Origin of the sequence: Methylobacterium sp. OAE515, assembly GCF_041806315.1 — a bacterium.
Taxonomy (GTDB): Bacteria; Pseudomonadota; Alphaproteobacteria; order Rhizobiales; family Beijerinckiaceae; genus Methylobacterium; species Methylobacterium tardum.
This window is the reverse complement of record NZ_JBGMUV010000001.1, coordinates 451,908-476,152: the sequence shown is the minus strand read 5'-3', so window position 1 is coordinate 476,152 and position 24,245 is coordinate 451,908. Positions and strand designations below refer to the sequence as shown.

The following is a 24,245-nucleotide window of genomic DNA, read 5'->3' as shown; positions in this document are numbered from 1 at the left end:
ATCGCGCGTGTCGGTGAAGCGACCCAGGGCAGCGCGCGATCTCTGGATGTGGTGAGTCCCTGGATTGCTTCGCTCCGCTCGCAAGGACGAGCGGCGCTTCAGGCCGCGGGGATGCGCGGCTTGGCCAGCAGCAGGATCGCCGCGCCGACGAGCCCCGACAGGGCCGAGCCGACTAGCACGCCGAGCTTCACGGCGGTCTCGTGCTGCGGATCCGCGAAGGCGAGGCCGCCGATGAACAGGCTCATGGTGAAGCCGATGCCGCACAAAACCGCGACGCCGTAGACCTGACCCCAGCCGGCTCCGGCCGGGCGCGTGGCCAGCCCGAGCGCGACGGCCAGCCGCAGGCTGGCGAACACCCCGGCCTGCTTGCCTAGGAACAGGCCCGCCGCGATGCCCAGGGTCACGGGCTGGAGCAGGGCGTCGGGTGTCAGACCGGCGAGGTCCACGCCCGCATTGGCGAAGCCGAAGATCGGCACCACCCCGTAGGTGATCCAGGGCGCGAGGGCGTGTTCCAGGCGATGGAGCGGCGAGTGCGCGTGCTCCGGCTTGCCGGGACTGACCCGGATGGGGATCGTGAGCGCCAGCAGCACGCCCGCGATCGTGGCGTGGATCCCGGAGCGCAGCACGAGGACCCACAGGACGAGGCCGAGGAGCCCGTAGGCCGGAAGCCAGGCGACGCCGGCCCGGTTCAGGCCGTAGAGGCCGGCGAGCACGAGGGCGGCGAGGCCCAGCATCGTGGCATCGAGCCCCGTGCTGTAGAACAGCGCGATCACCACCACGGCGCCGAGATCATCCACGATGGCGACCGCGCTGAGGAAGATCTTCAGGGACACCGGCACGCGGGACCCGAGAAGCGCCAGGACACCCAGCGCGAAGGCGATGTCGGTCGCCGCCGGGATCGCCCAGCCCCGAAGGGTCGGGGCGCCGAGATTGGCCAGCGCGTAGAATCCGGCCGGCACCGCCATGCCGCCGAGCGCCGCGAAGCCCGGCAGGACCCGGTCGGGCCAGGTGCGCAGCCGCCCGTCGAGGGCCTCGCGCTTGATCTCCAGCCCGACCAGCAGGAAGAAGCCGGCCATCAGGCCGTCGTTGATCCAGTGCTGCACGCTCATCGGCCCGAGCCCGGCGTGGAGGGCGTGCGCGTAGGTCCCGGCGAAGGAGCCGTTGGCGACCACCAGCGCCAGGGCCGCCGCCGCCATCAGGATCAGGCCGCCCGCAGCCTCGCTGGCGAGCATCGTGCGGATGGCCGAGAGCGGGCGCGGGCGCCGCTTCGGGAGCGCGCGGCCGGAAAGCTGGGGCGATGTCATCGGCGGGGGCTTGCCGCGCATCCTGAGCTGGTACAAGCCCCCGGACCCGAAACCCTTACGACGTCCGCCCCAGGGCCGCGCGGATCAGCGCCAACCCGTCCGGGCTCGACCACGCGGCCGGACCCTTCATCACCCCGATGGTGCAGCCCTGCGCGTCGATCAGCATCGTGGTCGGCAGGCCGGGCGACTGGGTGTCACGCTGGATCGCCGGGAGGACGCGCCCTCCGGGATCGGCATAGAAGGCGAGGTCGCGGATGCCGGCCTGCTTCAGCCATTCCGGCGGCTTCTCGAGGTTGCGGGTGTCGACGTTGATCGCCACCACGGCGAAATCCGGTCCGCCGAGCTGCGCCTGAAGATGGTCGAGGGCCGGCATCTCGGCCTTGCACGGGGCGCACCACGTCGCCCAGAGATTCACGAGGAGCAGCCGGCCCTTCAGCTCGGCGAGCCCGGTCTCGGCGCCGTCCGGCCCCTTGAACCGGATGTCGAGCGCAGGCCGGGCCTGGGGCAGGGCCTGCATGGCGGCGACCTCGCCCTTGGACGCCGCATCGACCCGGGCGAGCGCCGGCTTGGCGGCGGCGCAGGGCTGGAGGGCGCCGCCCGTGTTGCCGGGCACGAGACCGCTCCCGTATAGGGCGAGCCCGAGGACGGCGAGCGCGGCGACGCCCGCGCCGGCCAGGATGGGTGTGCGGCCGGGCATCAGCTTTGCCTGCCGGGGCGTTCAGGGCGCGGAAGGATCGACATGAGCAACCGGATGTGGGGCGGCCGCTTCGCGAGCGGCCCGGCGGAGATCATGGAGGAGATCAACGCCTCCATCGGATTCGACAAGCGCCTCGCGCCCCAGGATATCCGCGGCTCGCTGGCGCATGTGGCGATGCTCGGCCAAGCCGGCATCCTGCCGGCGGAGGATGTGGCCGCAATCGAGGCCGGGCTCAAGTCCGTGCGCGATGAGATCGAGGCCGGCACCTTCACGTTCAAGCGCGAGCTTGAGGACATCCACATGTCGGTGGAGAGCCGGCTGACCGAGATCGTCGGCCCGGCCGCCGGCCGCCTGCACACGGCGCGCTCGCGCAACGACCAGGTCGCCACTGACATGAAGCTGTGGGTGCGCGACACCCTCGATTCCCTCGACCAGCAGGCTGCCGACCTGCAGCGCGCCCTCAGCCAGACGGCGCTCAAGCATGCCGGCACCGTGATGCCGGGCTTCACCCATCTGCAATCGGCCCAGCCGGTGACCTTCGGCCACCATTGCCTGGCCTATGTCGAGATGCTGGCCCGCGACCGGGGCCGGTTCCGCGACGCGCGGGCGCGGCTCAACGAGTGCCCGCTCGGCGCCGCGGCGCTGGCCGGCACGTCCTTCCCGATCGACCGGCACGCCACCGCGGCGGCGCTCGGTTTCGACCGGCCGACCGCCAACTCGCTCGATTCGGTCGCCGACCGCGACTTCGCGCTGGAGGCGCTCGCGGCGGCCTCGATCTGCGCCGTGCACCTGTCGCGCTTCGCCGAGGAGCTGGTGGTCTGGACCTCGGCCCAGTTCAACTTCGTGCGGCTGTCGGACGGGTTCACCACCGGCTCGTCGATCATGCCGCAGAAGCGCAACCCCGACGCCGCCGAGCTGGTGCGGGCCAAGTCCGGCCGGATCATCGGCGCGCTGACCGGCCTGCTCATCGTCATGAAGGGCCTGCCGCTCGCCTATTCGAAGGACATGCAGGAGGACAAGGAAGGCACGTTCGACGCCCTCCAGGCCCTGTCCCTGTGCCTCGCCGCCCTGACCGGCATGGTGCAGGATCTGGAGCCCAACGCCGAGGTGCTCGCCCAGGCCGCCGGCTCCGGCTACGCCACCGCCACCGACCTCGCCGACTGGCTGGTGCGCGAGCTCGGCCTGCCGTTCCGGCAGGCGCACCACGTCACCGGCCGCCTCGTGGGCGCAGCCTCCGCCAAGGGCGTGGGGCTCGAAGAGCTGTCGCTGGCCGAGATGCAGGAGGCGGAGCCGCGCATCACCGACGCGGTCTACGCGGTGCTCGGCGTCGCGAACTCGGTGGCGAGCCGCACCAGCTACGGCGGCACCGCGCCCGAGAACGTTCGGGCGCAGGCGCAGGGCTGGATCGAGCGGCTGGCCTGACCGGATCCGGTCTTAGGCAACCGTCGGTCAGAGCGGCTGATCGGTGCGGAGGGCCCGGGATGATCGCCGGCCCGCCAGCTGCTCCATCGCGCCGAGCAGCGCCTCGGCCGCTTCGAGAAGCCGGTGGGCCATGCTCGGGACGCTCTCGTCCTCCGCGCTGCCCGGCCCACGCGTGACCGGGATGCCGGGCACCGGCTCGCGATCCGCCGGCCGGGGCAGCGCGGCTTCACCCGCCGCCTCCCGCGGATCCGGCCTGTCCGCGCCGACATCGCCCTCCGCCGCGGTGGCCTGCGTCGCGTCGGACACCGCCGCCTCGGCCTCGCCGACCAGAGTCGCGGGCGCCGCGCCGCCTTCGGCGCTGGTCCGCGCGGCGGCCTTGGCCAGAGCCGGCGAGACGAAGTCCGGCGTGGCCTCCGCGACGGCGTAGTCCTGCGCGGCGTCGGCGATCTGGCGGGCCAGCACGACCAGCTCCCGGGCGATACGCTCGGCCGTCTTGCGGTCGCCCGCCGCCCGTGCAGCCTGAGCCTCCGCGCGGAGCCGCACCAGCTTCCGCTCCGCTTCCTGGAGCAGGCGGGCCGCCATGTCGCGGATGCCGGTCGGCGCCACGGCCAGGGACGCCAGCAGGCTCTCCATCTCGGCTCGCCTGGCGGAGCGTAACGGCTCCGACGCGGCGCTGGCCGGACCGGCCAGCGCCGCCGTCGCCCCCGCGACGGAAGCGTGGGCGGGCGCCTGAGTGCGCTGAATCAACGGAACCGGCAGAACGCCGTTCACGATTCCCACCATCGCGACCCTACCGCTTCGACGAGCGGCCTCCATGTCGATCGCCAGACTCACGAGGCGTCGAGCCGGAAATGTGATCTGGATCGCGCCCTGCTGCAAGCTTTATGTCCAGCCGTGAAAGATATCATTCCGCGGTTTGGGGCGAATACCTGGTCGAAATATCCGGACAGAACTTGCACGCGGGGATGAGCGACCAACTGATTTCTACTCGTCGGGAGTTAATTCCGGTCTCCGCGGCGCGCCGTGAGATCGGCGATCAAGTCCATCCTGTGACGAGCCGACGGGCCCGCGCCCTTCCGCGCCCGGCCCCAGCCCGACCCACTTACCCACAGGGCATCACCGGAATTGTGCATCGCAACCATCGCCCGGCCCGCGCGTTCAGCCTCTGGCTAAGTCTGTTCGGCTAGAAGCTTCGCCGTTTGGATCGGAGTTCGCAGGATGCCTGTCGAGAGTTGGCTGAACCCGGAGGACGTGCCGGATTTCGCGGCGCATGCCACGGCCATGGTCGATGCCGCTTTGACGGGTTCGGGCCTGACGCGTGAGTCCTACTGGGCCGCCGTGCGCAAGGGCTACAACACCCCCTACAACGATCCGCCGCGCAAGGAGGCCGCGCCCACGCGTGCCGCCCCCGCGCAGCCGAACGCGATCCCCGGGCCCATCGCGGCCGCCGTGGAACCGGTGGCCGTGCCGGCCGCCGTGATCGCCGCCCGGGCCGCGGAAGCCCGCGCGCTCTGAACACCGGAAGACGCGTCGCCATCTTGCCGACGCTTTACGCAAGCTTCACTAATCCCGATCCCCGGTGCGGTTCCTGACGGAGTCGCCCGTCGTCAGGAAGTGAAGATGGCCCGCGTCTCCCGCTTGCTCCCGGTTGGAGCCCTCGCCCTGCTCGCATCCGGGTTCGCCGCCGGTCTTACCGGCGGGCTCGTCGGCGGCGCCGCCCTGTCGGTGACCGCCGCACAGGCCCAGGAGGCCGCGCCCGATGCGGCGGCCGGCGAGGCCACCTCCGGGCGGCGCGGGCGCCGGCACGGCCGCGAGCGGCCGAAGCGGGCCGAGAAGTCCACGGCGACGCCGCCAGGGATGCAGCAGGCGACGCCGGTGGCGATCTTCGGCGACTGGAACGTGTTCGTGAACGGCGACGGCCGCAACAAGCTCTGCTACGCCATCGCCCAGCCCCAGACCCGCTCGCCCAAGACCTTGAAGCGCGACACCGCCTACCTGTTCGTGAGCGTGCGCAAGGGCGAGAACGTGCAGAACGAGGTGGCGGTGATGCTGGGCTTCCCGTCGAAGCCCGCGGCGTCCCAGCTCAGGCCCGGCTCGGCCGCTGCCCCTACCGACCCGAGCCTGAATCTCGGCGCCAGCCGCTACGGCCTGGTGGTGAAGGACGGGAACGCCTGGCTGCAGAACCCGGCCGAGGAGGCGCGGGTCGTCTCGGAGATGAGTGCCCGCAATCCGAAGCTCGTGATCAAGACCACCTCCATGCGGGGGAGCCCGACGAGCGACGAATACGCGCTCGGCGGGTTCTCGGAGGCGATGAAGCGCACCCGCGAGGAGTGCAGCAGGTAGCCGCCGCTCAGGCGTGCCGGAGACGCGGCTGATCCCGCCGCGCCGCCGTCCGGGACCGGGTGCTCACGCGCGCCCGGGCCGCACGGGCGGCCTGCTCGGCGGTGCGGAACACGGTCCCGTCGAGACCGTCGAAATCGCGCGCGGACGAGAAGAACCGCACGCCGCGCCCCTCGGGGACGGCGATCCCGGCGGTGATCTCGCCGATCTCGATCACCCGGGCCGGTTCTGCGTCGAAACGGTCCTCGGGCTCCAGACGGTTTTCGGGCCTGAGGTCTGCGTGGAGACTTTGCATGGGGTGGACACTCCGTGGGCCGGCGTGACGCCTGGCCGGATCGCGATGCGGGCTGCGGATTGTCGGCGGTCTAGCGTCGACAGCGCCGGCGATCGGCGCGGGAGCCCTGCGCGTTCGGGAGCGGGTTACGAAGGGAACGAGGTCGGCTCGTCATCGGATGTCCTCCAGACTGAAGGACCGCGCGGCACGGGGCCGTCGCAGTGCTTTAGCGTTTGATGACGCGGCGCAAGCTACGCTTCTCAAATCACCGCGGCCGGAGCGGGAGCGGGCTCTCCTCCGGCACCTTCAAAGATGGAGGTGCGGCCGCGGGACGTCAACGGAACGGGTTTCCGATTTTGCGGTCGCGCTTGGCAGGAAGCCGGTGCTGTCTGTGTCCCCCGTAGGTGGGACCGTTCAGGGGCCACCGATCACCGTGGAGAGGTCGGAGAAATCCGAGAAGATGGGCGCGGCCCCGGCGCGCACGAGATCGGTGCCGGCCGGATCGTGCCCCCAATGGCCGCCGCCGGTGAAGCCCGCGACCCGCATGCCGGCGCTCCTCGCGGCCGTGACTCCGGGGACGCTGTCCTCGATCACGAGGCAGGCGGCGGGTTCGGCGCCCATACGCGCGGCGGCGAACAGGAACAGGTCGGGGAACGGCTTGCCCCGCGCCACCTGCGCCGAGGAGAAGACGTGGTCGCCGAACAGCGGCAGCAATCCGGTCAGGCCCAGGGAGTGGCGCAGGCGGACCGGGTCGCTGCTCGACGCCACGCAGACCGGAAGGCCCAGGCCGGAGACCGCCGCGGCGACGCCGCGCATCGCCTTCAGCTCGGTGTCGAATAGGGCCAGCGTCTCGGTCTTGACCGCGTCGACGAAGCCCGGCGGTGCCGTGATGCCGTAATCCGCCGCGATATGCGCCATGATCGAGGCCATGGAGGTGCCCGTGAAGCGCGCCCGCACGGTGGCGAGATCGATCGCCACGCCGATGCGGTTGAGGCCCGCCGTCAGGCAGGCCAGGCTCAGCGGCTCGCTGTCGACCAGAACGCCGTCGCAATCGAAGATCACGAGGCTGGGATTCGTCGCGCGCGTGTTCAATCCGGCCGTCCCCGCACGGCCTTCCGCCGCCGGCCGACCCTGTGGCACGCGCTCACCGGACCGGCAACCGCGTGGCCGCGGCGCTTGCACCGGGCGTCCGAGACCCATACTCCCGTGACGGGCGCCTTCCGGGGCGCGCAGGCAAAGCTCACCGGCAAGGCTCCGAAGGCCCCGCGATGTTCCGCTTCCTGGCCCGCGTCCTGGGCTTTCTTCTAATGGCCGGCGGCTTCGTCGCGTTGGTGTATGATGGCGCCCGCTCGATCGCCAATAACGGACTGCGGGTGACGCCGCTCTCCGACGTGATCGCCACCCTGTTCAAGGACAAGGCCGGTGCCCTGCAGGGCAGCGTCGAGGGGGCGGCGCCCTGGCTCTGGCACATCCTCGGCCTGCCGCTCACCCTGGCGCCGGTCTCGCTGATCGGGCTCGGCCTCGGCGCGGTGCTGCTCTGGCTCGGCCAGCCGGGTCGGGAGCCGATCGGCTTCCTGACGAAGCCCTGAGCGCGCGCGGCGCCGGGTTCTAGCGCGCGGCGAGCTTCGCCCGGGCTTCCGCGAGTTCGCCCTCCAGCCGCTCGATCTCGGCGGTGAGCGCGTAATGCTCGCTGACGTCGAGTTGCGAGGCGAAGAAGTAGACGACCTTGCCGTCTGCATCCCGCACCGGCCCGACATACAGGGCATTGTGAAAGGTCGAGCCGTCCTTGCGGTAGTTGAGCAGGTCGACCCGGATGTCGACCTTCTGCCGGACCGCGTCGCGGATCCGGTCGATCGCCGCCGGATTGGTCTCCGGTCCCTGAAGAAAGCGGCAATTGCGGCCGAGCACCTCGAACCGCGTATAGCCGGTGAGCTTCAGGAAGGCGTTGTTCGCGAAGACGATCGGGTTGTCGTACTGACTCGGATCCGTGACGATCATCGGCATCCGGGTCGCGCGCACGGCCGCGGCGAACGGATCGCCCCGATGCGCGTCCGCCTTCAGCTCGTCCGGCACGTGGCTCGTGGCGGTTCCGCCCGTATCCATCCGGCTCAGCCCCTCTCAGCCCGATGCGCTTAGGCCCGCAGGCCGCGCTCTTGCCCCGCTACAAGCCGTAAATTGCAGACGAGGTCCAGTCCATCAGCCAGGTTTCGCGTCGACCAAGACGAGAAGCTCGCCCAACTGGGGCGATTTCGGCCACTTCTGATTGAAACCTGGCTCGGGCAGCGCGTCGGTGATCCTGCCCCTGTGGGCATCCGGGATGCCGGGCCCGCCGCCTGGCCTCACGGGCCCGTGGCGGGCCGCGGCTTCATGCCGGGTGCCGCGGGCGTGAGGAAGTTGCCCCCCAATTGGGGCGTGCTGTTGGGGCTGCGGAGCACGATCAGCACGCTGCCCAGCACGGAGAGGGCGACGGCGACGGCGAAGAGAAGGAAGAGCCAGCGGGGCATGACTGGGCGTTAGCACATCACCACGGCGGATCGAACAGGGCGCGCGGCAGGCCGGCGCGGTTATCAGCCGCGCCGCTTTCGAAAGCGGGCCGATGGGCTGGCCGAAGAGCCGGTGCCGACCCGCATCGCCCCGAAGGTTCGGAAACACCGCGCGGCTCTGCGGTGCGTGGAGGAACGATCACTCGCGCAAAGCGATGCCCTACTGCGCATCACGCGCAAACGGAGCTGTCCGCATGTTCATGAAGCTCGATCGCCTGCAGGCCGAACTGCCCCAGCCGAAGAAGCCCGACCCCAACGCGGCGGCGGCGCTCCAGGAACTGCTCGGCGGCAAATACGGCGAGATGTCGACTTTGGGCAACTACATGTTCCAGAGCTTCAATTTCCGCAATAAATCGAAGCTCCGACCGTTCTACAGCTTGGTGTCCAGCATCTTCGCAGAAGAGCTCGGGCACGTCGAACTGGTTTCGACGGGCATCGCGATGCTCAACAACGGTCCGGGCGACGACACCGAGGAGGTCGATCTGTCCAAGGCGCCGTTCCACGACATGCAGGACATCCGGCTCGCCGGCAGCTTCCTCAGCAACGGCGGCGGCGCGACGCCCATCAACTCGAATGCCCAGTCGTGGAACGTCGACATGGTCACGACGACGGGCAACATCATCATCGACCTGCTGCACAACTTCCATCTGGAATGCGGCGCCCGCCTCCACAAGCTGCGCGTCTACGAGACCTTGAAGGACCCGACCGGTCGGGAAGTCTGCGGCTACCTGCTCGTGCGCGGATCGGTCCACGCGCACGCCTACGCGCTGGCGCTCAAGAAGCTCACCGGTGTCGAGATCGAGAAGATGCTTCCGACCCCGAACATCGTCCTCGACAAGATCCCCGAGTGCCAGAAGTACCTTCAGGAAGGCTCGCACCGGCGGCTCTACCGGTTCAGCCCGGACGACTACAAAGAGGCGGCGGGCGTCTGGTCGAACGACGAGGTGGCGCTGCCGGGCGATCCGCCCGGGAATCTGGAGGTTGTCGACGGATTGCCCGAAGGCGGCAAGATCCCGGAGCTCGACGGCAATTACGGCGCCTTCGCACCGAACTACGCGCCCGAGGAGATCTTCGAGATCGCGAGCAAGCTCTACAAGAAAGGGCGCTGACCGCCTTCGCCCAGGACGCCCACGGGAGCGAGCGCGGCGAGACGTGCCGCGCTCCGTCGCCTCGCCCCGGCGGCCTGCGCAGGCCGGGGCTGCCGCGTGACGCGGCCTACGGCGCCTTCAGCACCGTCCGGCAGGCGGCAGGCAGCGCCGCCATGGTCATGGCGGGCTTCGGCTTCGGCGGCACCTTCGGGGGCTTCGGGTGGAGCACCGCGTCCGAGAACCAGTAGCCGAGGTCGTCGCAGCCATCGCCGGCCGGGGGCGCGCCCTGCGGCTGGCAATCCTCCTGGCCGGCCGGGCAGGCGAGCCGGATATGGTAGTGGTAGTTGTGCCCGTACATCGGGCGGACCTTCGACATCCAACGGCTGCCCGCGGCGTCGCGGCAGAGCGCCTTCTTGATCGCCGCGTTGACGAAGATGCGCTCCACCTCCGGCTGCTCGGCCGTCAGCTTGATCAACTGCAGGTGGGTAGGCGTCCAGACCTCCGGGTCGATGTCGAGGCGGTCGCGGCGGACCATGTCGGTGGCCGAGGTCTCCTCGCGCTCCGCCCGACTCATGCGGTGGTCGGGCATCGGCGTCAGCCAGACGTCGGCGTCGATGCCGATCTGGTGCGAGGCGTGGCCGGTGATCATCGGGCCGCCCCGGGGCTGGGCCATGTCGCCCACCAGCAGCCCCGGCCAGCCGACCCGGACGGCCTTCTGCGACAGCCGCTCGATGAAATCGACCAGGTAAGGCGTGCCCCACATCCGGTTGCGTGACGGGCGCATGACCTGCCAGTTCGGCCCGTCCATCGGCAGGGCCTCGCCCCCGGAAAAGCAGCCCTTGGCGTAGAAGCCGTAGATGCGGGCCGGTCCGGAGGACGCCTTGGTCACGCGCCCGAACAGGGCCTTGGCGGGAGTCGAGGGCGCGTCCGGGTGCTCCAGCGGCGGCAGCGGTTTCGGGTTGACGCTGCCGCGGTCCTGGGCGTGCGCGGCGGCCGGCAGGAGCAGGGCGGCGAGCGCGAGGCTCTGGGCGAAACGCGGCATCGGCATGCGGGGGCTGTTCGTCCGGCTTGAGTGGGAGGGCGCGGGTGCCCCACACCGATCGTCGCCCAGGGGCGGGGCGTTTTTCGGGCAGACCGCGCCGGGCAGGCAAATCGGTCGGGAGGCGGCCCTGCGTGCCACCCGGCCCGCACCTGCGGGAAGACCGGGCCCCGCGGTCGGGATCCGGCGCGGACGACCGCAAGAGGGCCCGTTTCGGCCTGCCGAATGGCCCAAGCTCGTTCCTGGCGGGAGTATCGGGCGCTGGATTTCTGTCCGCCTTCAGCATTCGTGCGACAGCACACAGGCAGCATCTGTCGATGACTCGCGCCGGGATGAAGGCTCGGCCTCCAGACCGTTAACAAACAGGATCTCCAGCTGCGGAGTCGCCCCATGCACCGCACATCGACAGAGGCTCACAAAGTCCAAAGCTCGCTCGCTGGCCGGCAGGCCGGGCAGCCCGTCCGGACATCAGATCTGGCGTGGGCTGTGATCGGCGTTGCTCTTCTTGGCGCTGTCTGCCTCTTGCTCGCGGCCAGCTTGGCCACGGAGGCCCAAGGTCTCGTCGACCTGACTGGAACGGTGAGCTGAAGATCCCCAGTCTCGGCCGGACCGCGAGCAGAATCCGACACTTTCGGCGCAGGCTCACCTGGGCGCGGGCTGATGGACGATGCAGGCTTGGCCGGGCCGCACGCCGGCCGTCACGGCAGGGTGAGCGCCTGACCGGTTCGCGCTACCGCCGCTGTCGGTCCACGCGCACGGAGACCCCGCGTCGGAAAGGGCACGTAGTTCGTCGCGTCCATTCCACTGTCACGTCGGGACCAAACCTCTGGCCGCACGCGACTGCGGACGGCCGTGAGATGATCGTCTCGAAAGCCGGGCGGACCGGTCTGCCTTCGCTGCGCCGCTGCGCGGGTTCCGCCCCGCGGATCGAGACGCGGCTGTCGCATCTTCGCTCGGGGACGATCGCGTCTCCTGCGTCACGCTCGGCTTGGCGAGGCTGCCTTCCGCGCGCGCCCGCGTGCAGCGTCCGTCCGGACGCCGTGTGAGCCGACGGCACCTCCATGGACCCTGACTCCTGGGCTCATGTGTCTAAGATCATGAGTCCCGCCCCCCGTCCGCTTTCTGAGAGTCCCGATCTCGTGCCGCATGCGACCGAACTGATCGCCATCATCGCCCTCGGGCTGACGCTTGCCTTCATCTGCGGAATGGTCGCCCAACGTCTCAGGCTGCCGCCCCTGGTCGGCTATCTGCTCGCGGGGGTACTTGTGGGCCCCTACACACCGGGATTTGTCGGCGACAGCAATCTAGGGTCTGTCGTCGCCTGAACCATCTGGCGCAGCACGCGTTTTGTGTTTCCGCTCTGAGGAGGGACGATGCTGAGCGACGCGCAATGGGCTGTTCTGGAGCCACTGGTCGAGGCTTGTCGGCCGAAGGCGAAGACACCGCCGCAAGACCTGCGGCGCACGCTTTCGGCGATCCTGTGGCGCCATCAGAACGGCGCCAAGTGGCGCGCGATCCCGCAAGACCTGGGGCCGTGGTGGCGGGCCGCACAGATCTTCATCCGGTGGTCGCGCGGCGGGGTGTGGGAGCGTCTACTTGCTCTCGTGCAGGAGCGCGGCGTTCAGCTGGGCATGGTGTTCCTCGATGGCACCAATATGCGTGCGCATCAGAAGGCGGCTGGAGCCGCCAAAAGGGGGGATCTGCAGCCGAGCGAGACGATCGTGAAGCTGTTGGCCGATCACGTGGCGGCTATGGGACCAAGGCTTGCGTGATCGCTGACGGCGCAGGCCGCGCGATCGCCTTTCGGATCGCACCGGGGCAGGCCCATGAACTACCCCACGCGCTGCCCTTGCTCGGTCGCTTGCCGGGCATTCCCCAATGGGTCGTGGCGGATCGGGGCTACTCCAGCCAACGCTTCCGGCAGCAGTTGCGAGAGGTCGGGGCAACACCTGCTATCCCGTCCAAGAGTAACGAGGCTCCCGAGCGCTGCCCGGACTGGATCTACACCAACCGCAACGTCGTCGAGCGGCTCTGGGCACGGCTCAAGGAGTGGCGAGCGGTTGCCACGCGCTATGAGAAAACCGCCTCCAGCTTCACCGGAGGCCTCTGCCTCGCCGCAGCCCTCGATCACCTCAGGTGACGACAGGCTCTAACCGGTCAGCTGGCAGAGATTGGTGTGATCCTGCTGATGTTCGGGGGCGGTCTGCACTTCTCTTTCCAGGATCTGATGAGCGTGCGCGCCATCGCCTTGCCCGGAGCCGTGGTGCAGATCATCGCGGCCACCGCGATGGGCGTCGGCCTCGCTCTGGAGTGGGGGTGGAGCCTCGGCCAAGGACTGGTCTTCGGTCTGGCTCTATCCGTCGCGAGCACCGTGGTCCTGCTGCGAGCCCTGGAGGAGCGCGGTCTGCTCGACACCGACAATGGGCGCATCGCCGTGGGCTGGCTCATCGTCGAAGATCTGGCGATGGTGCTCGCGCTCGTCGTCCTGCCAGCCCTTGCCCCCTCCCTCGGGGGCGAGGCGGGAGGGGCCACGCACGGCACAGTCCACGCGCTCACCGACTTCATCGGGCACTTCATCGGCCCTGACTATGCCGGCAGCCTGCTGCTCACCATCCTTCTGACCTTCGCCAAAGTCGCGATCTTCGCGAGCCTGATGCTGGTTGGCGGACGCCGCTTCGTACCCTGGTTGCTCGATCAGGCGGCGCGTACCGGCTCGCGGGAGCTTTTCACCCTCGCCGTCCTGGCGATGGCGCTGGGGATCGCCTTCGGCTCGGCGGAACTGTTCGGGGTTTCGTTCGCCCTCGGTGCCTTCTTCGCGGGCATGGTGCTCGCCGAGTCCGATCTCAGTCATCAGGCCGCCGCCGACTCCCTGCCCCTGCAGGATGCCTTCGCTGTGCTGTTCTTCGTCTCCATCGGGATGCTGTTCGATCCAAGCATCCTCCTGCGCGAGCCGCTCTCGGTCCTGGCGGTGCTCGGCGTGATCATGATCGGCAAATCGCTCGCCGCCGTGGCGATCGTGCTGGCATTCCGACACCCGATCGGCACGGCTCTGACGATCGCCGCGAGTCTGGCCCAGATCGGCGAGTTCTCCTTCATCCTGGTGACGCTGGGTCTGTCGCTGAAACTGCTGCCGGAAGAAGGGCGCAATCTGATCTTGGGTGGTGCGCTCCTTTCGATCACGCTGAACCCAGTTTTCTTCGCTCTCGTGACGCGGATCGAGCAGGCTCTCGCCACGCGTCCCGGCCTCGCGACGCGCTTCGAGCGCAGGCGCGTGCCCGATGTGGCGGAGACGGTCGGGCGGTCGCAGCGGCGCGACCACGTCGTGATCGTCGGCTACGGGCGCGTCGGCAGCAGTATCGGAACGACGCTGCAGGCGTGGGATCTGCCGTATGTGGTGGTCGAGCGGGACCGGCGTCGCGTGCTCGATCTGCGCGCAGCGGGCGTTCCGGCCGTCTTCGGGGACGCGACAGCGCCCGGCATTCTCGAAGCGGCGCGCATCGGCGCGGCGCGTCTGCTTGTGGTCGCCACGCCCGACCCGCACCAAGCCCGCCGGCTTGTCGAGGCGGCACGCGCGTCGAACCCGAAGATCGACACGGTGGTCCGTACCCACAGCGACGTCGAGCGGCGACACCTCGAAGAGGATCGGGTGGGACTCGTCTTGATGGCCGAGCGGGAACTGGCACTCGGCATGTCGCTCTACGCGCTGCGCAGCCTTGGCGTGCGAGAGGGTGAGGCACGCCTGTTCATCGACTCGGCCCGAACCGAGAGTCAGTTCGGATCGGACAAGACGGCGGGACCCGTCAAAGGAAGCCCCGAATTGCGACATCAGCACGATGCAGGGGCCGACGGGATTTCCTGACTCTTCCCTTCAACGCGCGACGGACGGGCAGCTTTCCGAATGGGCGACCGGCCATCGGCACGGCTGGCGTGGGCCAGGATCGCAATGGCCGCTCGGAATGGTCCGGCTGGTCCGCTTCGGAGCGGCACGCGCGTCGAAGCGGACGTCACCGTCACGTGCGGCGATACCTCGAACCATGCCTCCGTTCACGCAAGCGCCCTGCAGCCTCACTCAACCTCTTCGTCGACGCGCGAGAGGAACGAGTCCGGAACCTGTATTCCAAGCTTCTTTGCTTTCTGCATATTTACGGATAAATAGAAATGCGTATTGAGTTGAACCGGCAGTTTTCCGACCTGGGCGCCGTCTAATATCTTTCTGACATAGCCCGCGGCTTTTTTGTAAGCATCTGCTTCCTCAGGGCCATAAGCGACGAGCGCTTCGTCTTGCGTGGTTGCCTTGTTATAGGCGACGACCGGAACGCCATTCCTCTCCGAGACTGAGCTTATTGTTCGACGATGGATGAAATTGAAACTGTCGTTCATGAGAACGAGGCCACATTTTTTGCTCGATAAAGCGCTTATTGCAGCCTCAATGTCCTTCTCGTCGGCAACGGGCGATAGCGCCGATGTCATATTCATTGATCGCGCTGTCTCCTCAAAGGGCGAGACGTAGTATTTATAGTATGGTGCGGTATTGGGGTTATACATCATCGAGACGCACGACATGCCTGGCACCAATTCCTTGAGGTATTGGACCCATTTCCCGGCAATGCTACCCTCTGAATTGATAAATCCGCTCACGTTTTTTCCCGGAGCGGCCAGATTCTCCACGAATCCACTGCCGACTGGATCGGCCACTGTCGCGAACACGATCGGTATCGTCTTCGTTTCGTGTAGAAGGGCGCGGACGACGGGGGTGGTGGCAGCAAAGATCGCATCGGGCTGGCTTGATACAATGCGCTTTGCGTGAGATTTGGCGGCGTCAATGTTTCCGCCGGCCCAATAATAATCGTGCTGGAATGCGATATTTCTTGGCGTGCTCATCTCCAGAGTATCTGTAAAATTCTTAACGAGGCTATGAGCTGCGGCGTCAGTCTCCGAAAAATTTGTGATGATCGCAACTTTCTTCCGCGGTTGACTCTGCTCGCCGACGGCGAGGGTCGAGCACATTGTGAGTGACAGGCACGAAAGGGCAATTTTTTTAAGCATTGCTGTATCCGATCGTCCAGCGCCAATGCCGAATGTGATTGGTGTGAGGCTCGGATCTTATGCCGAATGCAATGGTTATGGGAAAGGTAAATCGTACAAACCAGATTATCAAGGGAGATGCTGAAGCGGAGATCGGGCACTTACTCTCACCTTTGCCGTGATAGCCGAGGTTAAAGCACAAGGGCCGGGATCAGGATCTGACTTCGAAATTCGCTGCCTATAAAGCCGTACGTCGAGTCCGACGGCCGGGTGTAACCGCGGACCTTCTCGGGAAGCGCCGACGGCGGTCCGAGTGTCTGGGTGGGGTGGCTTTCTGCCCGTCCGCTTCCGAGCCGTCGAAGCTTCCGAGCGGACGGCGCGGGCCCGCCCGCTGACGGCCGTGATAAGACAGCGCGGCCCAACATCTGGCGTAGCGAAAGCAGACGCGCTCTCAAGGCCTCGTTTTGATGCGGTCATGCGCCTGGTTGGCCGCATCGATCGCCGCACCGTTGTCGAGGGCCCACGCGCAGAGCGCCTCGAAGGGCTGGCGCAGCGAATGGCCAAGCGGGGTGATCGCATACTCGACGCCGATGGGGGCGGTCGGCAGCACGGTCCGGGTCACCAGACCGTTGCGCTCCAGCCGCTTCAGCGCGTCCGCCAGCGCCTTGTGCGTGATGCCATCAAGCCGCCGCTTGATCGCGTTGAACCGTGCCGGCCGCGGGCACAGCACCGTGAGGATCAGGATCGTCCACTTGTCGGCGATCTTGTCCAACACCGGGCGGACCCGCGCCATGTTGGCGAGCGCGCATGCAGAGGCGGCATCGAGATCGGTATCGTCGGCCATATCTAGGCTAACCTAAGTGCGTTCTTGATAGCAGATATACGATCTGTATCTGGTGGACCATCGTGGATGAGGGGATGCCCTGATGGCTCGCATGATGGACAAGGTTGCTCTCGTGATCGGCGGGGCGAAGGGCATCGGCCTTGCGGTCGCCGAGCGGCTGGCGATCGAGGGCGCGTCGGTCGTCCTCACCGGGCGGCGCGCCGACGAGGTCGCGGCAGCCGCTGCGCAGATCGGCCGCGGGGCGCGGGGTCTCGTCGCGGACGCGGCCCGACAGGAGGATCTGCACCGGGTCGTGGCGACGGTGCGGGAGACGCATGGCCGGATCGACGCGCTGGTCCTCAACGCGGGTATCTCGGAGCCGGCGACCCTGCGCGACGGGACGCCCGAGCATTTCGACCGGCACTTCGCGGTCAACGTCCGTGGGGCCGTCTTCGGGTTGCAGGCGGCTCTGGGCGCGATGGGGCAGGGTGGAGCCGTGGTGCTGATGGGGTCGATCGCCGACGCCGCAGGCATCACGCCCTACGGGACCTATGCCGCCACGAAGGCGGCGCTCCGGTCCTACGCGCGCACATGGACGGCGGAACTCGCTCCGCAGGGTATCCGCGTGAACGTGGTGGCCCCCGGCCCGACCGACACCGCCATGATGGCGCGGGTGCCGGAGGAGGGGCGGGCCGCGCTGATCGCGCCGATCCCGCTCGGCCGCATGGCGCGTCCGGAGGAGGTGGCGGCGGCCACGCTGTTCCTGTTGAGCGACGAGGCGAGCTTCGTCGCGGGAGCCGAGCTGTGCGTCGATGGCGGGATGCGACAGGTCTAGCGTCACGATGACGGTTTCAGCGGGTCCGCCTCGGCCTCTTTTCATCCCCGAAGCGGCTCGCGCTCCGCCGCCGATCGCGCGCCGTCCGTCAGCATTCCGGAAGATTGACGGCGAGCCCGCCGGTCGAGGTTTCCTTGTACCGGACGCTCATGTCGCGCCCGGTCTGCTTCATCGCCTCGATGCAGTTGTCGAGCGGCATGATGTGGCTGCCGTCCCCGCGCAGCGCCAGGGACGCGGCCGCGACGGCCTTGATGGCGCCGAGGCCGTTGCGCTCGATGCACGGCACCTGGACCAGCCCGCGGATCGGGTCGCAGGTGAGGCCGAGATGGTGCTCGAGCGCGATCTCGGCGGCGTTCTCGACCTGCTCGTTGGTGCCGCCGAGCGCGGCGCAGAAGCCGGCGGCTGCCATCGCGGCGGCCGACCCGACCTCACCCTGACAGCCGACCTCGGCACCGGAGATCGAGGCATTGGTCTTGATCAGGCCGCCGATCGCCGCGGCCGTCAGCAGGAAATCGCGAACGCCGGCGTGGTTCGCGCCGATGCAATGGTCGCGGTAGTATCGGATGACCGCCGGGACGACGCCGGCCGCTCCGTTCGTCGGTGCGGTGACGACGCACCCGCCGCCAGCATTCTCCTCGTTGATCGCCATCGCATAGACGGACAGCCAATCGTTCGCGACGTGTGGCTGGACGCTGTTGCTGCCCCGCTCGGAGAGCAGCGCCTGATGGATGCGGCGGGCCCGGCGGCGGACGTTCAGGCCGCCCGGCAGCGTACCCTCGGTGGCGAGACCGCGATCGATGCACGCATCCATGACCGCCCAGATCCGATCGAGGCCGGCATCGAGCTCCGCGTCTCCGCGGCCGACCGTCTCGTTGGCCCGCTTCATGGCCGCGATGCTGCGCCGCGACGCCGCGCCCATCACGAGCATCTCGGCGGCGCTCCCGAACGGATAGGGGCGTAGCACCGAGGCATCGACCGCCTTGATGTCGCCGCCGGCCAGTTCCTCCGCGGTCAGGACGAAGCCGCCGCCGATCGAGTAGTAGGTTTCCGTGAAGTACGGCACGCCCTCGGCGTCGAAGGCGCGGAGGATCATCCCGTTGGCGTGGCCCGGCAACGGCGGCCCGTAGTCGAACACGATCCCGGTCTCGGCATCGAAGCGGATCCGCGGAAGGCCCGCGATGTCGATCCACGCGTTCGCGCGCAGCGCGGCCTCGCGGCGCACGGCCTCGTCCGGATCGAGCGTGTCGGGACGAAACCCGAGCAGGCCGAGAACCACCGCCCGGTCGGTGGCATGCCCCTGTCCGGTGAAGGCGAGACTTCCGCGCAGGACGGCCTCGATCCGCAGCGGCGCAGGCGCGTCGGGTGCGCGGGCCCAGCGCTCGCGGAGCGCGTCGAGGAAGCGCGCGGAGGCGAGCATCGGTCCCATGGTGTGCGAGCTGGACGGTCCGACGCCGATCTTGAAGATGTCGAAGATGCTCAAGAACATCGGGCTCTCCCATCCAGCCATCGCCCGGAGCTGCACGCACTGATCAACGCAGATGTATCCTCGTCGTGGCACCGGCGTTTGGCGAGCCCCGTCTTCCGGGGCTCACGGGCACGCCCGGCATGGATCGGCCGGCCTCACCTCGCGGAAAGCCGAAACCGTGCCACGAGCCGAATATCCGGCGCGGCGTGGTGCGTGTGGCGCGCATCGCCGCCGGATTCCAGCCCGGACGTCCTCTCAGGCTCGAATCGAGCGGCCGCGCTAGCGCTCCGATGTCAGATAATCGAGCGCGCCGCGCGTGAAGATCTCACCCAGCGCCATCAACTCCTCGACCTGCACGTACTCGTCATGCGCCCCCATGTTGTTGGGGGTGAGCCCGCAGATCACGGTCGGGATGCCTGCGCGCCGGCACAGACGCGCGTCGGAGGCGCCGACGCGCATGTTTGCGACCGGTTCGACGCCCAGGACCTGCGTCGTGGCGCGCGAGAACGACTGGACCACCGGATCGTGGCGCGGCGTGAAGGTCGGCTCGTACGCGCGCAGCACCTCGAAGCTGACGCCGGGCAATCCGCCGAGGCGATCCGCAATGGCCGCGTGCAGCTCCGCCGTCGACAGGCCGAGAGGCAATCGCAGGTCGGCGGTCGCCTCGGCATGGTCCGCCACGAGGTTCGGGAGGCGCCCGCCCGACATCGTGCCGATGGTCACCGTCAGCTTGAGCAGGACCTCGCTCTCTCCCACGCCGGACAGGGGCTCGGAGCGCGGCGCGGCATTGCGCACGATAGCCTCGACCTCGGGAGGGACCCGGACATTCAGCGCGCGCAGCGCCGTGAGTCCGTTGAGCGCCTCGACCAGCTTCTCGATCGCGCTCTCGCCGCGATGGACATGGGCGGCGTGGCAGGATCGTCCCTTCGCGACAATCCGGATCCACATCAGCCCCTTCTCGCCGATCCGCAGCACCGAGGGCGACCCGACATCGCCGCAGATCACCGCATCCCCGCGTGCCGCCGGGACGGTATCCAGCAGGTACTGGGTGCCGCGCGTTCCCATCGTCTCCTCATCGCCCGCGAAGGCGATGACGGCCTCGCCGCCCCAGGCGGACGGCTCCGCGGCGAGGTTCCTGAACGCGAACAGGCTCGCCGCCAGCCCGCCCTTCATGTCGGACACGCCGAGGCCGTAGAGGCGGTCGTCCCGCAATTCCCCCCTCGGATCCGCCGTCCAGGCGTCGCGATCGCCGAGGGGAAACGTGTCGAGGTGTCCGTTGAAGACCAGCCGCCGCCCCGGGGATTCGCCGGAGACGGTGGCGACCAGATTGTGGATGTGCGGCTCCGAGGGGTGGAGCGCGACTTGGACGTTCGGCAGGTCGCCGAGCTCGTCCAGGATGCGGGCGGCGATGGCGCGGGTATCGCCCGACGGATTGGGGCTGGGACAGGCCAGCAGGCGCAACGTCTGGTCGACCACCTCGTGGCGCCGTCGACGGCCGTCCTGCAGCAGGCGTGCCGCCGCGGCTTCGTCGTAGCGTCGTTCAACACTCATGGTCGTCTCCGGCGGAGCGATCGCGATGGATCGATCGATGGAGACGAGTTCAGCACGGTCGCGTCCGGACGACCAATAAGCTAGCCTGACGGATCAATAAGCATCCCGAATGGGTGACGATGCAGATCAGGCAACTCGAGTGCTTCCGGACCTTGATGCTGGCCGGCACCATGACGAAGGCCGCCGAACAGCTCGGGGTCAGCCAGCCCTCCGTCAGCAATACGATCGCGTCATTGGAGCAGAGCCTCGGGTTCGCCCTGTTCGTCCGGCACGCGGGCCGGCTCCACCCAACCCCCGAGGCGACGCTGTTCTTCACCGAGGTCACGCGCTCGCTGGCCGCCATCGAGAGCACCGAGCGTGCGGCGCGCGAGATCCGGCAGGGCAGCTACGGACGCCTGTCGATCGCGGCTTATCCGAGCATCTCGTTGGCTCTGCTGCCGCGCATCGTGTCCCTGTTCATCGAGGGGCGTCCCGACGTCCAGGTCCGCATCGTGTCGCACAGCTCGACGATCGTGAAGGATCTGATCGCGTCGCAATCCTTCGATCTCGCCATCGCCGAACTGCCGTCGTCGCACCCGTCCGCCGAGATGGAGCGCTTCTCCTACCGCTGCGAGTTCATCGTGGCGGCGGACCATCCGCTCGCGCAGAAGGACGTCGTCACGCCGGCCGATCTCGACGGCGTGCCGTTCGTGACGCTGTTCAGGGATCACGCCACGCACCATCAGCTCGCATCCGCATTCTCGGCGCACGGGGCGCGATGGAACGTGGTCGCGGAAGTCGAGTACTTCGCGACCGTGTGCGAGCTGGTTTCGGCCGGGTGCGGCGTCGGGCTGGTCGATCCGCTCGTCAGCATGCCCTTCACCGGCGGCATCGTTCGGCGGACCTTCGAGCCCGCGATCCACTACGAGATCGGGCTGCTCTATCCGGCGGCGATGGCCCGTTCGGTCATCGCGACGGAGTTCATCGCGCTGCTGAAGAGCCATCTCGCCCCATCCGCCCGCCTGGGTCGCGGATGAGGCGCCGTCGGCCGGCGACCGGAAGCCGGGCTCGCGGTCAGTCCGTTCCGATCGTCGAGGCCCGGAATGGATCGGGCGTCAGGGGCAGGCCGCTGAACCGCGTCAGCCGTGCCGCCCTGACGGTCCGATAGCGCAGGTAGCCAAGGCTCAGGAGCGCGAGCACGACCGTGGCGATGACGTAGTAAGCCGGGATGTATTTGCTGCCGGTCTGCTGGATCAGGAGCGTGCAGACGAACGGCGCCATGCCCCCGAAGATGGTGAAGTTCAGATTGTGCACCAGGGCGAGCGACGTCGTCCGGATCGAGGTGCCGAACAGTTCGGAGAGGAAGGCCGGCATCGGCGCCTGGAAGACCATCACGAAGACGGCGAGCATCGAGATGCAGGTGAGGTAGACGCCGGGTTCGGGGCGACTGATCATCCAGACGAAGGCCGGGAAGGCGGACAATCCGACCAGAAGGACGCCGCTGGCGATGAACTTGAGCCGCCCGAAGCGATCCGAGAGGGCCCCGATGACCGGCGGCAGGAATGTTTGAATGAACGCGAAGGCGAAGGCGCCTCCGTAGGCAACGGTCGGGCTCAGGTGAAGCTCACGTTGCGCATAGGTCGGGATGTACACGGCCAGGAGATAATTGGTCGAAGCCGCCAGGGAGTACAGGCCGACCGCGTAGGCGATCTTGGCCTTCTGCGATGAAACCACGGCCTTGAAGGGAAGTGTCGCCGACGGCGCCTGGGCGGCAAATTCGGGCGTCTCGTCGACGCCGCGGCGGATCAGGTATCCGAACGGGATGATCGTCAGGCCGAAGATAAACGGCAACCGCCAACCCCAATCGACGATCTGCTCGCTCGACAAGGAGAGATTCAGGCCGATGCCGGCGGCCGCGGAGAGGGCCGTCGCCAAGCCGATGCCGACGACCTGGAAGCTGGCGAAGAAGCCGCGCCTGCCGGGCGGCGCGTGCTCCGTGACGAAGGTCACCGACGTCCCGAACTCGCCACCCGCCGAGAATCCCTGCATCAGCTTGCCGCCCACGACGATCACGGGACCCAGCAGGCCGACCGCGGCGTAGCTCGGCGCGAAGGCGATCAGGACGGTGCCGAGGCCCATCGTCCAGATCGTCAGCATCATGCCGGCTTTCCGGCCATACTTGTCCGCGTAGGAGCCCAACACCACGGCTCCCAGCGGACGCATGATGTAGGACGCGCCGAACGTGCCGACCGTGATCAACAGTGAGACCACGTCGCTGTCGGCGGGGAAGAAGACCTTCGCGATGACAATCGCCAGGAAGCCGTAGATGAACAGATCATAGAATTCGAGGGCGTTCCCGATCATCGCGGCAGCGATGACGCGGGGCGTCCCACCCGGGGACGCCGGTCTAGTGGTCCCAGTCATGGTCTTCCTCCCGAGGATCGAGTTCGAATCCGAGGCGGACCTTTGTGTCGGGCCTTCTCAGCTCGGACGACGCACGGCGAGGATGAGTTGCTATCTACGGGCTGGCCAATAACCGGGCGCCAGCTCTGTCATAAGGTTCGTTTATACGTCTGTTTCCGCTTAAAAAACATGCGAGCGATGCGCGTCTTGGCAACGACCTAGCCGTTTCGGGGGCACTGGGCGGCTCGGTGGCGGACCTGCTGGCCGAGGGCTGCGGCGGGACTTGCGCGCGGACAGGGGCGTGACCGTCAGCCACGACCGGAGCGCCGTCAGGGGCCGTGCTGCGGATCCGCACGTCCCGAGAAGTGAGCGTGCGCGAACGCGCATGCTTCGGCGCGGCCGACCCTGCGGTCGCGGGATCCGCGACAAGCGTCCGCGCGGGACGACTGTCCCGTCCACCATCTCGCCGCGTTCAGGGCGTAGGCGGTTGCGGATCGTCATCATTCGCCCCCGGCAACGGGTGCGGCACCGGTATCGCTCATGTTCAACACCGCACTGGCCGTCCTCGCCGTCCTGGCGGTCCTGCTCGCCCGGGCCGTCCTGAAGCTGGTTTTCCTGCCGCTTCGCATCCTGCGCGGGCTGGTGCGACGGCGTCCCAGGGCGGCCTGAGCCGCCCACGCTCCGCCCGTCATCGAGGCTGGCTGCACGGTCCGAAAAGCTTGTCGATGCGGCCCCATCGCGGGCCGCTTGCTTTCGAAGGGAGACTCGCTTCCCGACATCCGGGTACGACGCTCGGGAACGAAAGAGCCAAGCTTCGAGTTTAGGGAGCCGCCGATTCGGGGGTACCCTTGAGACCATCCATCCTCGCACTGCTCGGGCTCATGCTCGTGGCCTGCCCGCATTCAGCCCTGGCCCAGGGCGTCGGCGACGTGCCCGCCACGTCGGTCGAGGCCGACGAGCCGCGCCCCGGTCCGCCCCCGCCGCTGCCGGAGCTCTCGGATCCGAACGGGCGGGCCGGCGAGGCCCTGAACGAGCCCGGCGAGCGCTCCCGGATCCCGAAGGCGCTACGCTCCTCCGGCTCCAAGGCCGGCGGCCCGGCCAACGATTTGAACCCGGGCGGACGGGACGAGGCGCCGGCACCGCCGAAAGGTGACCTCGGCCGCGTCGTCGCCGGCCAGGAGTTGTTCCACGGGAATTACTGCGGCAAGGGCCAGCGTGGCGAGGGGCTTCCTCCGACGGACGCCCTCGATGCCGCCTGCATGCGCCACGACGCCTGCTACGAAGCGGCCGGGTACCATTCCTGCGCGTGCGACGCGTCGCTCAGGCGCGAGGCGTCCGCCGTGGCGGACGGGACGGGCGCCCCCTTGGAGGTCCGGCGCAGGGCCCTCAGCGTCGTGGAGGCGACCGCCGTCATGGAATGCCGCGCCCCGTAGCCACGCGCCCCTGCGCGGGATCTG

24 protein-coding genes are annotated in these 24,245 nt (G+C 68.4%); 12 read left to right on the top strand and 12 right to left on the bottom strand.

Annotation, left to right across the window (positions count from 1 at the left end):
• Positions 1 to 98: 98 nt before the first annotated feature.
• Together nhaA and ABIE45_RS02325 are read right to left on the bottom strand one after the other, a co-directional pair.
• A complete protein-coding gene (nhaA, locus tag ABIE45_RS02330) occupies positions 99 to 1,304 on the bottom strand; it encodes a Na+/H+ antiporter NhaA (protein ID WP_192710775.1) in 1,206 nt (401 codons plus the stop codon).
• 55 nt (positions 1,305 to 1,359) lie between these two features.
• Positions 1,360 to 2,001, bottom strand: a complete 642-nt coding sequence (locus ABIE45_RS02325) for a TlpA disulfide reductase family protein (protein WP_192710776.1) — start codon at positions 1,999 to 2,001, stop codon at positions 1,360 to 1,362.
• Positions 2,002 to 2,043: 42 nt separating this feature from the next.
• Between ABIE45_RS02325 and argH the strand changes: the two genes are divergently transcribed.
• Complete coding sequence (gene argH, locus ABIE45_RS02320) at positions 2,044 to 3,423, top strand: argininosuccinate lyase (RefSeq protein WP_192710777.1); 1,380 nt, start codon at positions 2,044 to 2,046, stop codon at positions 3,421 to 3,423.
• Positions 3,424 to 3,450: 27 nt separating this feature from the next.
• Here argH and ABIE45_RS02315 read toward each other — a convergent pair whose 3' ends face one another.
• Positions 3,451 to 4,056: a hypothetical protein gene (locus ABIE45_RS02315; protein ID WP_192710778.1), complete on the bottom strand. Its 606-nt coding sequence runs from the start codon at positions 4,054 to 4,056 to the stop codon at positions 3,451 to 3,453.
• Positions 4,057 to 4,641: 585 nt separating this feature from the next.
• On the opposite strand from ABIE45_RS02315, the gene ABIE45_RS02310 reads away from it, so the two are divergent.
• Together ABIE45_RS02310 and ABIE45_RS02305 are read left to right on the top strand one after the other, a co-directional pair.
• Positions 4,642 to 4,938, top strand: coding sequence for a hypothetical protein (locus ABIE45_RS02310; RefSeq protein ID WP_192710779.1), 297 nt, complete (start codon positions 4,642 to 4,644; stop codon positions 4,936 to 4,938).
• A gap of 105 nt (positions 4,939 to 5,043) precedes the next feature.
• Positions 5,044 to 5,766, top strand: a complete 723-nt coding sequence (locus tag ABIE45_RS02305) for an invasion associated locus b family protein (protein ID WP_192710780.1) — start codon at positions 5,044 to 5,046, stop codon at positions 5,764 to 5,766.
• A 7-nt stretch (positions 5,767 to 5,773) separates the two neighbouring features.
• Here ABIE45_RS02305 and ABIE45_RS02300 read toward each other — a convergent pair whose 3' ends face one another.
• Both ABIE45_RS02300 and ABIE45_RS02295 read right to left on the bottom strand, forming a co-directional pair.
• The gene (locus tag ABIE45_RS02300) at positions 5,774 to 6,058 is read right to left on the bottom strand and encodes a hypothetical protein (protein WP_192710781.1); all 285 of its coding nucleotides are present in this window, start codon (positions 6,056 to 6,058) and stop codon (positions 5,774 to 5,776) included.
• Positions 6,059 to 6,451: 393 nt separating this feature from the next.
• The gene (locus ABIE45_RS02295; protein WP_373622100.1) at positions 6,452 to 7,129 is read right to left on the bottom strand and encodes an HAD family hydrolase; all 678 of its coding nucleotides are present in this window, start codon (positions 7,127 to 7,129) and stop codon (positions 6,452 to 6,454) included.
• A gap of 176 nt (positions 7,130 to 7,305) precedes the next feature.
• On the opposite strand from ABIE45_RS02295, the gene ABIE45_RS02290 reads away from it, so the two are divergent.
• Positions 7,306 to 7,626: a PetM family of cytochrome b6f complex subunit 7 gene (locus ABIE45_RS02290; protein WP_192710783.1), complete on the top strand. Its 321-nt coding sequence runs from the start codon at positions 7,306 to 7,308 to the stop codon at positions 7,624 to 7,626.
• Between the two features lie 19 nt (positions 7,627 to 7,645).
• Here ABIE45_RS02290 and ABIE45_RS02285 read toward each other — a convergent pair whose 3' ends face one another.
• Positions 7,646 to 8,140 carry a PAS domain-containing protein gene (locus ABIE45_RS02285; protein WP_192710784.1) on the bottom strand — a complete coding sequence of 165 codons (495 nt, stop codon included), beginning with the start codon at positions 8,138 to 8,140 and terminating at the stop codon, positions 7,646 to 7,648.
• A gap of 634 nt (positions 8,141 to 8,774) precedes the next feature.
• Here ABIE45_RS02285 and ABIE45_RS02280 point away from each other — a divergent pair.
• On the top strand, positions 8,775 to 9,689 hold the full coding sequence (locus ABIE45_RS02280) for a manganese catalase family protein (protein ID WP_192710785.1): 915 nt from the start codon (positions 8,775 to 8,777) through the stop codon (positions 9,687 to 9,689).
• Between the two features lie 106 nt (positions 9,690 to 9,795).
• Here the strand turns inward: ABIE45_RS02280 and mepA are convergent, their stop codons facing one another.
• Positions 9,796 to 10,716 carry a penicillin-insensitive murein endopeptidase gene (gene mepA, locus ABIE45_RS02275; protein WP_192710786.1) on the bottom strand — a complete coding sequence of 307 codons (921 nt, stop codon included), beginning with the start codon at positions 10,714 to 10,716 and terminating at the stop codon, positions 9,796 to 9,798.
• Positions 10,717 to 11,804: 1,088 nt separating this feature from the next.
• Between mepA and ABIE45_RS02270 the strand changes: the two genes are divergently transcribed.
• From ABIE45_RS02270 to ABIE45_RS02260, 3 genes are all read left to right on the top strand, one after another.
• Positions 11,805 to 12,032: a cation:proton antiporter gene (locus tag ABIE45_RS02270; protein ID WP_373622099.1), complete on the top strand. Its 228-nt coding sequence runs from the start codon at positions 11,805 to 11,807 to the stop codon at positions 12,030 to 12,032.
• A gap of 48 nt (positions 12,033 to 12,080) precedes the next feature.
• Positions 12,081 to 12,847, top strand: a protein-coding gene (locus ABIE45_RS02265) for an IS5 family transposase (RefSeq protein ID WP_373622098.1) whose coding sequence is annotated in 2 segments (ribosomal slippage) — positions 12,081 to 12,396 and positions 12,396 to 12,847 — 768 coding nt in all. Because the reading frame shifts where the segments join, the coding sequence is not laid out codon by codon here.
• Between the two features lie 36 nt (positions 12,848 to 12,883).
• Entirely contained in the window at positions 12,884 to 14,566 is a 1,683-nt protein-coding gene (locus tag ABIE45_RS02260) for a cation:proton antiporter (protein ID WP_373622097.1), read from the top strand.
• A 206-nt stretch (positions 14,567 to 14,772) separates the two neighbouring features.
• Here the strand turns inward: ABIE45_RS02260 and ABIE45_RS02255 are convergent, their stop codons facing one another.
• Complete coding sequence (locus tag ABIE45_RS02255) at positions 14,773 to 15,753, bottom strand: ABC transporter substrate-binding protein (protein WP_192711207.1); 981 nt, start codon at positions 15,751 to 15,753, stop codon at positions 14,773 to 14,775.
• 430 nt (positions 15,754 to 16,183) lie between these two features.
• Positions 16,184 to 16,576, bottom strand: a complete 393-nt coding sequence (locus tag ABIE45_RS02250; RefSeq protein ID WP_192711208.1) for a helix-turn-helix domain-containing protein — start codon at positions 16,574 to 16,576, stop codon at positions 16,184 to 16,186.
• A gap of 82 nt (positions 16,577 to 16,658) precedes the next feature.
• Between ABIE45_RS02250 and ABIE45_RS02245 the strand changes: the two genes are divergently transcribed.
• Complete coding sequence (locus ABIE45_RS02245; protein WP_192711209.1) at positions 16,659 to 17,390, top strand: SDR family oxidoreductase; 732 nt, start codon at positions 16,659 to 16,661, stop codon at positions 17,388 to 17,390.
• 88 nt (positions 17,391 to 17,478) lie between these two features.
• On the opposite strand, the gene ABIE45_RS02240 is transcribed toward ABIE45_RS02245, so the two are convergent.
• Complete coding sequence (locus ABIE45_RS02240; RefSeq protein WP_192711210.1) at positions 17,479 to 18,876, bottom strand: L-serine ammonia-lyase; 1,398 nt, start codon at positions 18,874 to 18,876, stop codon at positions 17,479 to 17,481.
• Positions 18,877 to 19,134: 258 nt separating this feature from the next.
• Positions 19,135 to 20,406 carry a M20/M25/M40 family metallo-hydrolase gene (locus ABIE45_RS02235; protein ID WP_192711211.1) on the bottom strand — a complete coding sequence of 424 codons (1,272 nt, stop codon included), beginning with the start codon at positions 20,404 to 20,406 and terminating at the stop codon, positions 19,135 to 19,137.
• A gap of 119 nt (positions 20,407 to 20,525) precedes the next feature.
• Between ABIE45_RS02235 and ABIE45_RS02230 the strand changes: the two genes are divergently transcribed.
• A complete protein-coding gene (locus ABIE45_RS02230; protein WP_192711212.1) occupies positions 20,526 to 21,422 on the top strand; it encodes a LysR substrate-binding domain-containing protein in 897 nt (298 codons plus the stop codon).
• Positions 21,423 to 21,459: 37 nt separating this feature from the next.
• Here ABIE45_RS02230 and ABIE45_RS02225 read toward each other — a convergent pair whose 3' ends face one another.
• Positions 21,460 to 22,809 carry an MFS transporter gene (locus tag ABIE45_RS02225; protein ID WP_192711213.1) on the bottom strand — a complete coding sequence of 450 codons (1,350 nt, stop codon included), beginning with the start codon at positions 22,807 to 22,809 and terminating at the stop codon, positions 21,460 to 21,462.
• A gap of 519 nt (positions 22,810 to 23,328) precedes the next feature.
• Between ABIE45_RS02225 and ABIE45_RS02220 the strand changes: the two genes are divergently transcribed.
• Positions 23,329 to 23,457: a hypothetical protein gene (locus ABIE45_RS02220; RefSeq protein WP_283214866.1), complete on the top strand. Its 129-nt coding sequence runs from the start codon at positions 23,329 to 23,331 to the stop codon at positions 23,455 to 23,457.
• A 179-nt stretch (positions 23,458 to 23,636) separates the two neighbouring features.
• Positions 23,637 to 24,221 carry a hypothetical protein gene (locus ABIE45_RS02215; RefSeq protein ID WP_373622096.1) on the top strand — a complete coding sequence of 195 codons (585 nt, stop codon included), beginning with the start codon at positions 23,637 to 23,639 and terminating at the stop codon, positions 24,219 to 24,221.
• The last annotated feature ends 24 nt before the right edge of the window (positions 24,222 to 24,245 follow it).